Genomic DNA, 14,888 nt, shown 5'->3' with positions numbered 1-14,888 from the left:
TCTCCTTAGCGTAGGCTGATGGTGGTGTTCACACCGTCATTGACGCTGTCGTCATCGAACCAGCGGGCGGTGACGGTCTTGGTCTGAGTGTAGAACTGCACCACCTGCTTGCCGTAAGGGCCGAGGTCGCCGAGCTTGGAACCACGCGAACCTGTGAAGCTGAAATACGGCACCGGTACCGGGATCGGGATGTTGATACCCACCTGGCCGATGTCGATTTCGCTTTGGAACTTGCGCGCCGCCGCGCCGCTCTGGGTGAACAGGCCGGTGCCGTTGCCGAACGGGTTGGCGTTGACCAGGGCGATGGCCTCGTCGAGGGTGTCGACTTCCAGGGTTACCAGTACCGGGCCGAAGATTTCCTGGGTGTAGACCTGCATATCGGTTTTCACACCGGAGAACAGGGTCGGGCCGACGAAGTTGCCTTGCTCGTACCCCGGGACCTTTACATCACGGCCATCCAGTTCAAGCTTGGCGCCTTCCTTGATACCGCTTTCGATCAGCCCTAGCACACGCTCCTTGGCACGCTTGGAAACCACCGGGCCTACATCGGTGTCTGGTTCGCTACCGGCATTGACCTTGAGCTTGCTTGCCGCCTCCTTGATATCCGGCAGCCACTCACGCGCCTTGCCCACCAACACCGCCACCGAAGTAGCCATGCAACGCTGCCCAGCGGCGCCAAAAGCCGCGCCGACCAGGGCGTTGACGGTCTGGGTGCGGTTGGCGTCGGGCAGCACCACAGCGTGGTTCTTCGCGCCCATCATCGACTGCACGCGCTTGCCGTGCTGGCTGCCCAGGTTGTACACGTGGGTGCCGACTTCGGTGGAGCCGACGAACGAAATCGCCTTGATGTCCTTATGCGTGCAGATGGCGTCCACCACCTGCTTGCCGCCGTGCACCACGTTCAGCACGCCCGCCGGCACACCGGCCTCCAGCGCCAGCTCGACCAGCATCATGGTCGACAGCGGGTCCTGTTCGGATGGCTTGAGCACAAAGGTATTGCCGCAGACGATGGCCATCGGGAACATCCACAGCGGGATCATCGCCGGGAAGTTGAACGGGGTGATACCGGCGCACACGCCGATGGGCTGGCGCAGGGTATAGGTGTCGACGCCACCGGCAACGTTTTCGGCGAATTCGCCCATCTGCAGGGTGCCGATGGACGCGGCGTGCTCGACCACTTCCAGGCCGCGGAAGATATCGCCCTCGGCATCGGCGATGGTCTTGCCCTGCTCGGCGCTGAGGGTCACGGCGATACGCTTGCTGTGTTCACGGATCAGCGCCTGCAGCTTGAGCATGATGCGCATGCGCGCGCCGATCGGGGTATCGCGCCAGGTCTTGAAGGCGCGCTCGGCGGCGGCCACTGCCGCGTCCACTTCTTCAACCGTGGCGAACGGTACCCGCGCCAGCACCTGCTGGGTGGCCGGGTTGACGATGTCGCGCCATTCGGTGGTTTTCGACTCGACCCACTGGCCATCAATCAGCAGCTTGACCTGCTCGACCTTGGCCTGGCCGGGGGATTGGGGTGCGTTCATCTGCGTTCTCCTTGGAATTATTGTCAGGACGAGATCGCCAGCGCCGTGCAAACGCGAGGTGGCGTCAGGGGGCTTTTTTCGAGTATAGATGTGCAAACATCCAACAAGAACGCACAAAAAAACCGGATCAACATGCAAAAAGACCTGACCTCACTCAGTTCGCTGAACTGGGACGATTTGAAGTTCTTCCTCGAAGTGGCGCGCACCCGCAAGGCCAGCAGCGCGGCCAAACGCCTGAGCGTCGACTACACCACGGTGTCGCGGCGCATCACTTCGCTGGAGGGTGCGCTGGGCACCTTGCTGTTTGAAAAGTCGCGAACCAATGGCTTTGTGCTGACTGCCGAGGGCCAGCGATTGCTGGGCTACGCCGAGTCGATCGAAAGCACCCTGCACATGGCCTGTGAGCAGGTGTCCGGCTCAGGCGTGGCGCTGTCGGGGCATGTGCGCATGGGCTGCACCGAAGGCTTCGGCAGCTTCTTCGTTACCCCGCAGCTGAGCCACTTCGTCAATGCCTACCCGGCGATTTCGGTGGATATCCTGCCGCTGCCGCACTTCATCAGCTTGTCCAAGCGCGAAGCGGATATCGTCATCGCCCTGGAGCGGCCCGAGCATGGCCCCTATGTGTGCTGCAAACTGTGCGACTACCGGTTGCGGCTTTACGCGACGCAGGATTACCTCGACAACCACGCACCGATCCGCCAGGTAAGCGACCTGGCGGGCCATCCGTTCATCAGCTATGTGGATGACCTGGCGTTCAGCTCCGAGCTGCTTTACTTGGCCAACCTGATTCCCAATGCCAGTGCGCACCTGCGCAGCACCAGTGTGATTGCCCAATTCACGGCAGCGCTGCAGGGGCGCGGGCTGGCGATATTGCCGTGCTTTCTTGCAGCGCAGGACCCACGGTTGGTGACGGTGTTGCCTGCAGAAATCGAGGTGACCCGGCAATTCTGGATGTACTGCCGGGAGGATTTGCGCAAGTTGAAGCGGATCACCCTGCTGTGGGATTACATCCGTGGGGTGACCGAGGCGAATGCGCCTTTGTTGATGGGGGAAACCCGCGAGATGCGCTTTGCCCAGGCGTAAAGGGGCTGCTCTGCAGCCCATCGCCGGCAAGCCGGCTCCCACAAGGAAATCACAGGCCTTGAAGGCCGGCCATACCTGGACTGCCCCCTAGGGTTGGATTGGTATCCAACTTCTTGGGGGCAGTCCAACCTGTGGGAGCCGGCTTGCCGACGATGACTGCAACGCGGGCCTTAGTAAGACGCCACCACAATCGACACCCGCCGATTTTCGGTGCGGCCGGAGCTTGTGCGGTTATCCGCCACCGGCTCGGTGCTGCCCAAACCGCGTGTGCGGATGTTCTGCGCAGGCATGCCGATGCCGATCAGTGCCTGGGCCACGCTCTGCGCCCGGCGCTCGGACAGCTGTTGGTTGTAGGCCGCCTTGCCCGAGGCATCGGCATGCCCATCGACCCGCACCCCCTCGATGCCCACGCCCAGCAACGCCTTGCCGATACGCTCGACAATCGCCTGGCTCGGGCCATTGAGGCTGTCCAGGTCACTGCCGAAAAGTACTTTACCCGACAGATCGAACGCCCAGCCCTCATCCGTGGGTGCAAAGCCTTCGCGCTTGAGCACGGCGATCTGTTCAGGCGTCAGGCCTGCCTGGGGCGTACTCTGGCAGCCGGTCAGCGCCAGCAAAGCCAACACCACGGCGACGAAGGGGAAACGCAAACGCTGTATCACGGTTCAGCTCCTGTTCTTGATTTCGGCGGCGGACCGTTCCGTCTGCGCCGCTTGCCACTGGCCACGGCGCGTGCGCTTGGCCTGGTACATCGCCGCGTCAGCGGCATTGAGGAGGCTGGCGGAATCGTCGCCATCATCCGGGTAATAGGCAATGCCGACACTCAGCGAGGTGTTGATGCTGCCACCACTGTCCAGTTGCATCGGCAGTTGCATGCTGGCGATGATCTTCTCGGCGATGCGCTGGGCATCTTCGCGCGACTGCAGCGGGGTCAGCAGGATGGCGAATTCATCGCCGCCCAGGCGCGCCACCAGGTCATGCTCGCGCAGCTGCGCGCGCACACGGTCGGCAACGTTGATCAGTACTTCATCACCCACGGCGTGGCCGAGGCTGTCGTTGATCTGCTTGAAGTGGTCGCTGTCGAGGAACAGCAAGGCCATGTGGTCCTGCTGGCGCGCAGCGTTGCGCAGGCAGCGGCTGAGGCGGCCTTCGAAGAAGGCGCGGTTGGGCAGGCCGGTCAGGCTGTCGTGGCTGGCCTGGTGGGCCAAGGTGGCATTCTCGTTCTGCAGGTGGCTGTGCCAGACCTCCAGTTCGTCCAGCAAGGCGTTGAAGTCGTTGCCCAGTTCGTTGAGTTCTGCAATCGGCGCTTCCGGCACACGCCGGTCGAAGCTACGCTCGCGCCGTGCCGCGTGGGCGACGCTGGCCAGTGCGCGCAGCGGGCGGACGATATCGCCAAGCAGGCGCCGCGACAGGTGCAGGGCAACAAAGGCACTGAGGAGGGTACAGAACAGAATGCCGCCAAGGCCGCCGAGCATGAACAGCAACAGGCTGCGGCCTTGGCCGATCAGCTCGATATGCCCAACCCTCTGCTGCTTGTGCAGAATCGGCAGGTTGATTGGCTCGCCCAGCAAGGCCGTTGCCACGCGGGTTTCCAGGTGCCCAAGCAGGCCGTCAACGTTGCGCTGCCAGTGCGCCAACTGCTCACCGTCGTTGTTGAACACCTTGGCATCGGCCACTTCCTCGGTGCTGGCAATCAGCTCCAGGGCCTCGTTGGCAGCGACGCTGTCGTCGAACACCACGGCGGCTTCGACGGTGTAATTGATCGAGCGGGCAATCAGGTGCAAGTTGTGGTTGGCGTAAACGCGCAGGGCGAGCACGCCCAGCAGCGTCAGCGATATGCCCACCAGGCCAACGGCCAACAGGGCCACGCTGAGGTGACCGCGGCCAAGCACCGAACGCAGGGTCGGGCGAGCCCGTTTCTTGTTAGTGGCCTTCATGGTTGCACCGCCCGGCGCCGTGACAACTGCAGCACACTGGGGTGGATACGCACGCCGGAGCGTGCCACGGAATCGAGGTTGACCTCGAAGGCTACCTGTTGATCGCTGACCCGCAGGCAGAACAGGCTGCCGACCGTACACGGGTCGTCCGCCTCGCTGATACTCAATACCGGGTGGCCGCTGACCGCCTGGAACAAGCGATCGCGCTCAGCGTGATCGAGCTTGCCGATGTAGATGGCATCGCAGGCCTGGGCCAGCCCGCGGTCATCGGCGAGCAAACGGCGCACCTGCAGCGGTTGCCCGGAGTTCTGCAGGTTGCCTTTGATCAGGTCATCGGCGTATTCGGTGGGCCCGATCAGGCACAGGCGCAGCGGCACCGGCTCGGTCGGCCAACGCGCATAGCTGAGAATACCCAGCACCACCTGGGTCACGGCCCTGGCCCGCTGCTGGGCTTGTACCGCAGTGGCTGCAGCGTCTGCGCGGGCAGGGCCGGCCGATAGCATCAGGGCAGCCAGCAACAGCGAAAGCAAAGAGCCCGTCACTCGTCCACCGGCCACTGTCATGTGGGAAGTCTCTCAAGTCCCTTCGGATATGGGCGCAACGATAGCACAACGCCGCCACCTCCGTAGGGGCGTCAGACTTGCTCGAGCATCAACCCGGAGATCCGCCTCACCTTGCGCCCCACCGCTTCTTCGAAGATGCCCTGGCGTGGCTCGATCAGGCTGAAACAGTGCTTGGCTCGAGTAATGCCCGTGTACACCAGTTCCTTGGTCAGCACCGGGTTGAGCGCGTCCGGTAACACCAGGGCGGTGTGGCTGAACTCCGAGCCCTGGGACTTGTGCACGGTCATGGCGAAAACCGTTTCCACTTCGTTGAGGCGGCTGGGTAGGACAAACCGTACCCCGCCGCTGCCGTCATTGCGCGGGAACGCCACGCGCAGCAGCGGCTCGCCGTGTTCATCCGGCAAGCGCAGGGCGATGCCGATGTCGCCGTTCATCAGCCCGAGGCCGTAGTCGTTGCGCGTCACCAGCACGGGCCGCCCTTCGTACCAGGGCTGCTGGCTGTCGATCAGCCCGGCACCGTGCAGCACACGCGCTACCCGTTCATTCAGGCCTTCGACACCCCAGGCGCCCTTGCGCACTGCGCAAAGCAACTGGAAGTCCTCGAAGCTGCGCAGCACCTTGCCGGCCCATTGTTCCCAACGAGGGTCATCGAATGCGCTGCCTGGCGCCGGGCGGTAACGGCCGATGGCGCGCAGGTAGCTGCGATAGCCTTGCGGGCCTTCGCTGCCGCGGTTGAGGCCATCGAGTATCAGCCGATCGAACGCGCGGTCGTGCTCGCCGCGCAAGGCGAGGCCGAAGACATCCGACGGTGGCATCGTCAACAGGTCGCGGGCCGCCTGGGCTTGTTGGCGGTTGACCAGCCGCGCCAACTGGCCGATGCCGCTGCCTTCGCCAAAGCGCCGGGAAAACCGCAGCATCACCACTTGCTGGGCCAGCGGGTTGCGCTGTGCGTCACCCGCCTTGAGGCCGCTGTCCGTCAACGACTGGCCACCAATCTGCTCCAGCCAAGCCTGGGTGGCGGGTGAGTAGCAGCCCTCTTCGGCATCCCGGCACAAGTCGCCGAGTACCGCGCCGGCTTCGACCGAGGCCAGCTGGTCCTTGTCACCCAGCAAAATCAGGCGCGCTTTGGGGGGCAAGGCATTGAGCAGGTTGGCCATCATCTCGAGGTCGATCATCGACGCTTCATCGACCACCAGCACATCCAGCGGCAGCGGGTTGCCAGCGTGGTGGCGAAAGTGCCGCGAACCCGGCCGGCTACCCAGCAAGCGGTGCACCGTGCTGACGTCGGTGGGGATCTGCCCGCGCACCTCGCCGCTAACCTGCAAGCGCTCGACCTGCTGGCCGATGGATTCGGTGAGGCGGGCGGCGGCCTTGCCGGTCGGTGCCGCCAGGCGGATGCGCAGGGGCCTGCCCTGCTCTACCGCAGGCGCCTGCAGCAAGGCCAGCAGGCGGACTACCGTGGTGGTCTTACCCGTGCCAGGGCCGCCAGTGATAATGCTGAACCCGGCGCGGGTGGCCAGGGCACAGGCCAGCTTCTGCCAGTCCACCTGCCCGGCCAGGGCGCCTTCGTCAAACAACTGCGCCAGGCGTGCTGGCAAGTCTGCCGGGGCTGCGTCTTCCTGGCTCAGGCGTTGGCGCAGGGTTGCGTCGATCTGCCGTTCGTAACTCCAGTAGCGGCGCAGGTAGAGGCGCTCGCCGCTGATCACCAAGGGCCGCGACTGCTGGCCAGGGGTGTTGCCAGCGGCTACCAGGGGGCTTGCGGTGATGCGCTGGCGCCAGGTGCCCAGATCGAGGTTGGCGAGCAGTTGCGACGGCAGCAGCAAGGGGCCTGCCAAGGCATCGCCTTCCGGGGGCAGCGACAGGGCGAAGTCCGGCTCGGCGAGGGTCTGTTGCAGGTCGAGGCAGACGTGGCCGTGGCCCAGTTGATGGCTGGCCAACGCTGCAGCCAGCAGCAGCAACGGATCGCTACCGGGGGCGCGTTCTTCGAGAAAAGACACGAACGCCCGGTCGAGGGCGCGCAACCAGCCGCGCTCCACCCAGCGGTCGAGCAGTTGCAGCAGGTCGGCACTGATGCGTTGCGGTGCCAGCGTCAACAGGTGTTCGGCGTTCAGGGGCGTAGGCAAGAGGTCATCTAGGGTGCGGCTCATGGCGCAACTCCGGCAAACAGGTCCTGCTGTTGAGGCTGGTGCACACCACGGAACAGCGCATCGAGCGCTTCGATCAGCTCGCGTGGCGGCTTGGCGAAGTACACGCCGTGGCCACTGCTGTTGGCGCCACGCAGGAAAATGAACAAGGCGCCACCCACATGCAGGTCGTAATCGTAATCGGGCAGGCGGGCACGCAGCTGGCGATGCAGGGCCAGAAGGTACAGCACGTACTGTAGGTCGTAGCGGTGCTCGAGGATCGCCTTCTCCATGGCCAAGGTGTCATAGGCCTGGATGTCGGGGCCGAGCCAGTTGGACTTGTAGTCGGCCACGTAGTAACGCCCGTCCAGCTCGAACGCCAGGTCGATAAAGCCTTTGAACATGCCGTTGAGCAATGTGGGTTGGGCAGCGGGGCGCGCCGCGCCTGGGTGGGTATGGCGCGTTACCAGGCGGTCGAGCTGCTCGGCATCGACCTGATGGCTGGCGAACCAGAACTCCATTTCGATCTGGTAGTGCTGCAGCTGCGCGAGCGTCAGGGTCACATCGCGGGCCGGCAAAGGCTCGGTCAGCAGTTGCTCCAACCATTGGTTAAGCGTTGCAATCCAGCCGGTCCAGTCGCGTCGGTTGCAGCGTTGCCCGACGGTGCGTGCGATCAGTGCGGGGTTGGCCGCGACTTCGGCAAAACCTTCGCGCCCCGCCCACTCGAGCAGGCCGTGCAGGAAGGTGCCGGGGTTCGGCCCGCGCGGGAAGCGATGCATATCGCCACCGTCAGCCGGCACTTCACGCAGCACTTGCGCATCGACGACTTCATCGTCGAGCAGTTGCTGGGCCTGGGAGCTATCGGCCCCCAACGTCTGCTCGCCGACCCGCAAGGCACTGTAGGAAGCGATCCACCAATGCTCGGCCGCTGGGCGACGCGGTTTGCGCGCCGGCAACAGTTCGCGTTCGGCATGGGGCGTGCGGTAGCACGTATCGTCGGCTGCCGGCAGGCCTGGGCAGGCAATGTGCGGGCAGCCCGCCTGCAGGCTGCGCAACCAGTCGCCCAGTTGTGCCGAGCCCTGCAGCGGCAAGCCACCACCGAGCAGATAGCCGAGCGCTGAACGGTGCAACTGCGAGCTTTTCTGGTTGCCACGCTTGAGGTCGGCAACACCCAGCCAGCACGCATGCTGGGCACGTGTCAGGGCTACATAAAGCAGGCGCAAGTCTTCGGCCAGGCGCTCGTCATCGGCCAGGGCTATCTGTGCCTGGTCGGGGGTGAGTGTCAGCTGCGCATTGCCCTGGCTGTCGTGCCAGGCCAACGGCAGGCGGCTACCGTCCACCGGCTTGCTGGTGCAGATGAACGGCAGGTAGACCAAGGGGTATTCAAGGCCCTTGGATTTGTGAATGGTCACGACCTTGACCAGTTGCTCATCGCTTTCAAGGCGCAGGATCTGTTCTTCACCGGCCTGGCCGGAGCTCGCCAGGTGCTCGGCCAGATGGCGGATCAAGGCCTGTTCGCCATCCAGTTCGCCGGCCGCTTGCTGCAGCAGTTCGGCCAGGTGCAGCAGGTTGGTCAGCACCCGCTCGCCATCACTGCGGGCAATGAGCGTGCGCGGCAACTGGAAGTCGTGCAGCAGGTGGCGCAACATCGGCAGTACGCCTTGGCGCTGCCAGGTGTCACGGTAACGGCGAAAACGCATCACCCAATCTTCCCAGACCCGCTCGTCCTGGTTCAGCTGGTCCAGCTCGGCCAGTGACAGCTCCAGTGTCAGGCTGGCCAACGCGGCCTTGAGCAGGCGCTCGGAGTCCGGTTCGGCGCAGGCCTTGAGCCAGGCCAGCAGGTCATGTGCCTCCTGGGCGGCGAACACCGAGTCCTTGTCGGAAAGGTAGACGCTGCGCACATCACGGGCCGCCAACTCGGCACGCACCAACTGCGCCTCATGGCCATCACGCACCAGGATGGCGATGTCGGACGGCAGGCATGGCCGAAGTTCGCCGTCAGCCTTGCGCAAACCGCTGACGCCACGCTGCGCGCCATTGAGCAGGGCGACGATGTGGCTGGCGCAACTGGCTGCCATTTGCTGACGGTAAAGTGTGCTGGAAACGGGGTCTTCGCTTTCCAGCTGCCAGCATTGCAGGGCCGCGGCGGCCTCGCCGTCGATCAGCAGGCGTTCGCTGCGGCCCTTGGCACGCACATCGATGAACGGCAGCGGGTTGTCATCAGCCTCGCGGAACAGGAACGCGCCGCGCCCTTGTTCACGTGCTTCGGCCTGCAGGAACACCCGGTTGACCGCGGCCACCATCGCCTCGCTGGAGCGGTAGTTGGTGTCCAGGCTGTGCAGCCGGCCGGCGGTGGCGCGCCGGGCGGACAGGTAGGTGTAGATGTCGGCACCGCGGAAGGCATAAATCGCCTGCTTGGGGTCGCCGATCATGAACAGGCCGGTTTCTGCGCGGTTTTCGCTGATGCAGTAGATGCGCTCGAAGATCCCGTACTGCACCGGGTCGGTATCCTGGAATTCGTCGATCAGCGCGACCGGGAACTGTTCGCGGATCAAGCTGGCCAGGCGCTCACCGGCTTCACTGGCCAGCGCGTGCTGCAGGCGCAGCAGCATGTCGTCGAAACCCATCTCGGCGCGGCGGCGTTTTTCTACCTCGAAACGTGCCGAGACCCAGGCGGCGGCGTGCTCGAGCAAGCGTGCATCGGGGCTGGCCAGGGCCTGCAGCTGTTGCGGCAGGCCTTGCATGGCCTCCAAGGCCGGGTGAGCTGGCGGCTCGCCAACCTTCCACGCTTCAGCCATGCCGGCGGGGGTCAGGCGGGTGAAGCCGGTACCCAGGTCGAGCTCGACGACCTGCTCATCACTCGCCCAGGCACGCAGTTTTTCGAACCACGGCTCGAAGAAGCGTGCCTGCAGCTTGCGCCCGTCAGCCTGCTTGGCGGCGACGGCATCGCGGCAAATTTGCTGCAACTCGTCCGCCCACTTCACCCATGGCGCTTTCAACAGACACAGCTGGTCGACGCGCTGTTGCAGTGCGGTATCGATCAGTGCCTGCGGCTCGTGCTCATCCTGCTGTGCACGGACGCGGCCGAACAGCGGGCGGATACGCGGCAGCAACGCGTCGGGGCTGCCCCAGTGGCTGCGCACCCAGGCCAGTGCGTCGCCCTGCATGCCGTAGCAGAACCGTCGCCAGTAATCGCGCATGACCTGGCCGAGCAACTCGCTGTGGTCGGTTTCGAGGCTCTGGGTGAACAGGCTGCCGCTGTCGAAGGCATGCTCGCGGAGCATGCGCTGACACCAGCCGTGAATGGTCGAAACGGCCGCTTCGTCCATCCATTGCACCGCCACTTCCAGGCGATTGGCGCAGCGTGCCCAGTGCTCTTCGGGGTAATCGTCACGCAACTGGTGCAGCAGCGGGTCCGCCTCTGGCAGCTCACTGCGGAAGAACCGCGCAGCCTCGGCCAGGCGCGCGCGAATACGCTCGCGCAGCTCTTTGGTGGCGGCATCGGTGAAGGTCACCACGAGGATCTGTGGCGGCAACAACTCACGACCAAAGCCTTGCTCACCGCCATGGCCGAGGATCAGCCGCAAGTAGAGTGCGGAAATGGTGAAGGTCTTGCCGGTGCCCGCACTGGCTTCGATCAGTTGGCTGCCGTGCAGGGGGAAACTCAGTGCCAGGGGACGGTCCTGGGTCATGCGCCACTCTCCGGATTGCCCAAGGTCTGCCAGGCTGCGCTGAATAACGGGCGGTACAAGGTTTCGCACCAGCCTTCAAAGGTTTCGTCGGCACTGAGCGCAGCGAAGTCGCGGAACTGTCTGGCAAGTGCCACGCTTTCGCTGCGCTCGCCGAAGCTGGTGCGGCCGTCGCCTTCGTAGGCACGGGTGGCGGCGGCGCGTGCTTTGTCAGGGTCGTCCTGGGCCAGCCAGGCAAACGCGGTCTTGGCAGCAACCGGCAGCGGTGCATTCATTGCAGCCTGGCGTGATACCAGCAGATGGCCGAGCTGTTCCGCGGCTTCGGGCTGCGGCAGCGGTGGCAGCAACAGGGTGATGTCACTGGCCAGCAGCGCGCTGTGCAATGGATACCCTGCAGCACAGGCCGCCAGGTGCATGACCCAGCTGGCGATCAAACGGTGCCATTTGAGGCTGTTGCGCCCCGCATTGATGGTGTTTGGCACCGTGGTGATGCTCAACAGGCTTTCATCTGCGCCCTGGTACACCCTGCCAAGCCAGCCCTCGAGGCGGTGGCTGCCATGCTCGAAATGGATCGGCAGCGCGCCCTCGACCACATCGGGCCAGCGTTGTAGCAACTGGCGGTGGCGCTGCAGCAGGTCGGGCAGGGGTTGAATTAGCTCGGCCTGCAGCAGCTCGCCAAACCCGGCCAGCGGTAGCATGCCGCAAGCCTGCAGGCGGCGCGCTTGGGCGGTTAACGCTTGCTCGGCATTTTCCGGATCGGCCAGGGCGGCACCCAGCAGGCTTTCACTGGCGCTGTAACGCTGCAGCGCATCGAGGACGAACGGCTCTTCATCCGGCGTGGGGGCTTCCAGTGCCTCGAAGTACACCTTCAAACGCTGACTGAAGAAATGCCGCACCGGGTGGCGCAGAAAGTCCTGCAACTGGGCCAGGGTCAGCGCTTCATCGTTGTTGTACGAAGACAAGCCGGGTTGGGGCTGGTTAACCTCATCGGCTTGCTGGTGTAGCAGTTGCCACTCATGGGCATAACTGAACAACCCACTGCCTTTCTGGAAATACCGTGGGCTGAAAGGTTGCAGTGGGTGTTCCTGAGTCAGCGCATGCAACAACTGTTCGCCTGCCTGCGGGCCTTCTCCACCACCGGCCACACGCCAGCCGCCGGACAGGTGATCGCGCAACTGGCCGATGAGCACAGATGCCGGGCGCTCGCTGTTGTCGCGGATGCTCCGGCCTACCCAGCTGATGTACAGCTGGTCGCGTGCCGACAGCAGTGCCTCGAGCAGCAGGTACCGGTCGTCCTCACGGCGTGAGCGATCACCAGGGCGGTAGTCGCTGGCCATCAGGTCGAAATCCAGCGGCTGCTGGGCGCGTGGGTAGTCCCCATCGTTCATGCCCAGCAGGCAGACGACCCGGAACGGGATGGCTCGCATCGGCATCAGCGTGCAGAAGTTTACCGAACCCGCAAGAAAACGCTGGGACAGCTTGCCCTGGTCGAGGCCCGACAGCCACGCCTCACGGATCACAGTTAGGGGTAACAGGTCCTGCAAGCCAACGGTCTCGCAGACTTCCAGCCAGCTATCGCGAAGCTCCTGCAGTTGCATCAGCAGGAACTCGTCATGTTCATCCTCCGCCAGGAAGAACACCTGCAACAACGCATTCAGGCGCTCTCCCCACTCAGCCGCCGTGGCAGGCTGGGACAAGGCGTGGTTGGCCACATCGAGGGCGTCGAGCAAGGCTACCAGCGGGCCGATCAGGGCAGCATCCAGCCCACCGATTTCGTCGTAAGGCTCGATGCCGTCACACCGCTCGCCCATGCCGACGGCATAACCCAGCAGCATGCGTCGCAGGCCGAAACGCCAACTGTTCTGCTCCAGGCCTTCGGGCAGGCCGAGCGTGGCCCGCTGCTCGGCATTCAGGCCCCACCGTATACCCGCGCCTTCGATCCAGCGGTGCAGGGTTGGCAGATCGCTTTCGCGAATGCCAAAACGTGCGCGCACTGCCGGAACGTCGAGCAGGTCGAGCACTTCGCTGACGGCGAAACGGCTGTCTGGCAGCTTGAGCAGGTGTTCAAGGGCAATCAGCAGCGGATCGCGGCCACGCTGGCCCTGGTCGGTCAGGGTAAAGGGGATATAGCGCGGGTCGTGGCGCTGCAACTGGCCGAATACGGCGCGGATATGCGGTGCGTAGGTGTCGATCGCGGGCAGCATGACGATGACGTCACGCGGGCGCAGCGTGGGGTCGGCACTGAAGCGGGCCAACAATTGATCGTGCAGGATCTCCACTTCACGCTGTGGGCTGTGAGCGATGTGAAAGCGTACCGAGCGGTCTTTGCCGAGGTCGATCTCTGGCCACAGCTCGCGTGTTTCGGCAAGGGGGCGCAGTTCGAGGATATCGTCCTGCAGCTGGTTGAGCAGGGTCTTCGGCTCGCTTTCGCTGAACAGGTCGATGCGCCCGTCGCTGAAGACACCCTGATAGCTGCCAGGGTCGTCATAACTGTCGAGCAGGTTGATGTAGTCGCGGCCCTGCTTGCCCCAAGCGGCCAGCAAAGGGTGGGCGTGCTGATGCAATGACTCGTCATCCAGGTGCAAAGGCATGCCTTGCTTGCGCTGCTGGCGTTTGTACTGGTGGCGCAGCAAGTCCTTGTCGGCAACGATGTCGGCCCAGTGATGGCGGCACGGGTTGTGTACGCACAAAAGCACCTGGCTGAAACGCGCGAGGCCGGCGAGCGCCTCCAGCGCCTGGGCAGGCAACGAGGAGATACCGAACACGATCACCCGCGATGGCAAGCCGGCAGGTGGCTGCTCAAGGCTGTTGATACGCTCGATGAAACGCTGATGCACCCCTGCCCGGCTCTGAGCCATGCCCTGCTCGCCGACATCTTCAAGCAGCGCACGCCATAGTTCGGCCTGCCAGCGGTTACCGACAGCCAGCAGTTTACGTTCGCCACGAGCCGTATTGAGGATGTGCTCGCCGGCAGCCCAATCCTTGAGCCAGTCGGCACGGTAGACCTGGTACTGGTCGAACAGGTCAGCCAGACGTTCTGCCAGTTGATAGCGTTTGCGCAGGTCGCCGTCATCGGTGAGAAAGCGGCGCAGCGGTTCAAAATGGGGGCGCTCGATCAGTGCTGGCAGCAGCCGCATGAGGCGCCAGGTCAGCGGCGCCTTGTCCAGCAGAGAGACCTCGGGGATCTCGTCACGGCCCAGCACCTTTCTGTAAAGCTGCCACATGAAGCTGCCCGGCAACTGCACTTCGATGGCGGCGGCAATGCCGCAGCCGCCTTGGTCATCTTCCAGCGGGTCTTCGGCCAGGGCCAACTTGAGCCACTGGGCGATGCCGTTGCTCTGAACCAAGGCGATTTCGTTTTCCAGCGGTGCCAGCGGATAGCGGCGCATCCAACTCACCACCAGGCTGCGCAAATCGTCCAGGCGATTGCCGTGCACGATCATGAAGCCGGGATGTAATGAGGTGGGCTTGGCCATTGAGGGTTCTCTGGAATGCGCTGGGAGCTGGTAGGGAACGATATCACGGCTGGCTGCCGAGTCCGGACTCAGTAAAATCCAGAAAAGACAAAACCCCTACCTGCTCGCGCAGATAGGGGTTTTGCGAAATGAATCTTGACGATGACCTACTCTCACATGGGGAAACCCCACACTACCATCGGCGATGCATCGTTTCACTACTGAGTTCGGGATGGGATCAGGTGGTTCCAATGCTCTATGGTCGTCAAGAAATTCGGTAGCCAGAATGTCCAGATGGACAGCCCAGCGAATTCGGATATGTGATCTGTGTGATGTGCGTTCGAACTTTCGGTTCGTTTCGTCTTCACCACCGCAATCTGCGCTAGCAAATTGCTTGGGTGTTATATGGTCAAGCCTCACGGGCAATTAGTATTGGTTAGCTCAACGCCTCACAGCGCTTACACACCCAACCTATCAACGTCGTAGTCTTCGACGGCCCTTTAGGG

At 63.8% G+C, this 14,888-nt stretch carries 8 protein-coding genes and 2 rRNA genes; 1 reads left to right on the top strand and 9 read right to left on the bottom strand.

All coding sequences use genetic code 11. The features are described from left to right. Positions 1-5: 5 nt before the first annotated feature. Positions 6-1,532 (bottom strand): CoA-acylating methylmalonate-semialdehyde dehydrogenase, encoded by a 1,527-nt coding sequence (locus ABEH27_RS12490; RefSeq protein WP_346613880.1) that lies wholly within the window; start codon positions 1,530-1,532, stop codon positions 6-8. A 132-nt stretch (positions 1,533-1,664) separates the two neighbouring features. On the opposite strand from ABEH27_RS12490, the gene ABEH27_RS12485 reads away from it, so the two are divergent. Then, complete coding sequence (locus tag ABEH27_RS12485; RefSeq protein ID WP_346613879.1) at positions 1,665-2,615, top strand: LysR family transcriptional regulator; 951 nt, start codon at positions 1,665-1,667, stop codon at positions 2,613-2,615. 170 nt (positions 2,616-2,785) lie between these two features. Here ABEH27_RS12485 and ABEH27_RS12480 read toward each other — a convergent pair whose 3' ends face one another. The 8 genes from ABEH27_RS12480 to ABEH27_RS12445 all read right to left on the bottom strand — a co-directional run. Continuing rightward, on the bottom strand, positions 2,786-3,277 hold the full coding sequence (locus ABEH27_RS12480; protein WP_346613877.1) for an OmpA family protein: 492 nt from the start codon (positions 3,275-3,277) through the stop codon (positions 2,786-2,788). 3 nt (positions 3,278-3,280) lie between these two features. Next, positions 3,281-4,552 carry a diguanylate cyclase gene (locus tag ABEH27_RS12475; RefSeq protein WP_346613876.1) on the bottom strand — a complete coding sequence of 424 codons (1,272 nt, stop codon included), beginning with the start codon at positions 4,550-4,552 and terminating at the stop codon, positions 3,281-3,283. Further along, positions 4,549-5,115: a YfiR family protein gene (locus tag ABEH27_RS12470; RefSeq protein ID WP_346613875.1), complete on the bottom strand. Its 567-nt coding sequence runs from the start codon at positions 5,113-5,115 to the stop codon at positions 4,549-4,551. Before ABEH27_RS12470 ends, ABEH27_RS12475 begins: the two co-directional genes overlap by 4 nt. Positions 5,116-5,186: 71 nt before the next feature. Continuing rightward, a complete protein-coding gene (recD, locus tag ABEH27_RS12465; RefSeq protein ID WP_346613874.1) occupies positions 5,187-7,262 on the bottom strand; it encodes an exodeoxyribonuclease V subunit alpha in 2,076 nt (691 codons plus the stop codon). Then, positions 7,259-10,930 carry an exodeoxyribonuclease V subunit beta gene (recB, locus tag ABEH27_RS12460; protein WP_346613873.1) on the bottom strand — a complete coding sequence of 1,224 codons (3,672 nt, stop codon included), beginning with the start codon at positions 10,928-10,930 and terminating at the stop codon, positions 7,259-7,261. The genes recD and recB overlap by 4 nt, the downstream gene beginning before the upstream one ends. Continuing rightward, entirely contained in the window at positions 10,927-14,403 is a 3,477-nt protein-coding gene (gene recC / locus ABEH27_RS12455) for an exodeoxyribonuclease V subunit gamma (RefSeq protein ID WP_346613872.1), read from the bottom strand. Before recC ends, recB begins: the two co-directional genes overlap by 4 nt. 133 nt (positions 14,404-14,536) lie before the next feature. Further along, positions 14,537-14,652 (bottom strand): 5S ribosomal RNA (rrf, locus tag ABEH27_RS12450). A 135-nt stretch (positions 14,653-14,787) separates the two neighbouring features. After that, positions 14,788-14,888 (bottom strand): 23S ribosomal RNA (locus ABEH27_RS12445); the annotation flags it as partial.

The sequence above is a fragment of the Pseudomonas sp. P39-UII1 genome (assembly GCF_039672635.1).
GTDB lineage: Bacteria > Pseudomonadota > Gammaproteobacteria > Pseudomonadales > Pseudomonadaceae > Aquipseudomonas.
Note: the sequence above shows the minus strand (reverse complement) of the source record. Positions and strands in the feature narration are given on the sequence as shown.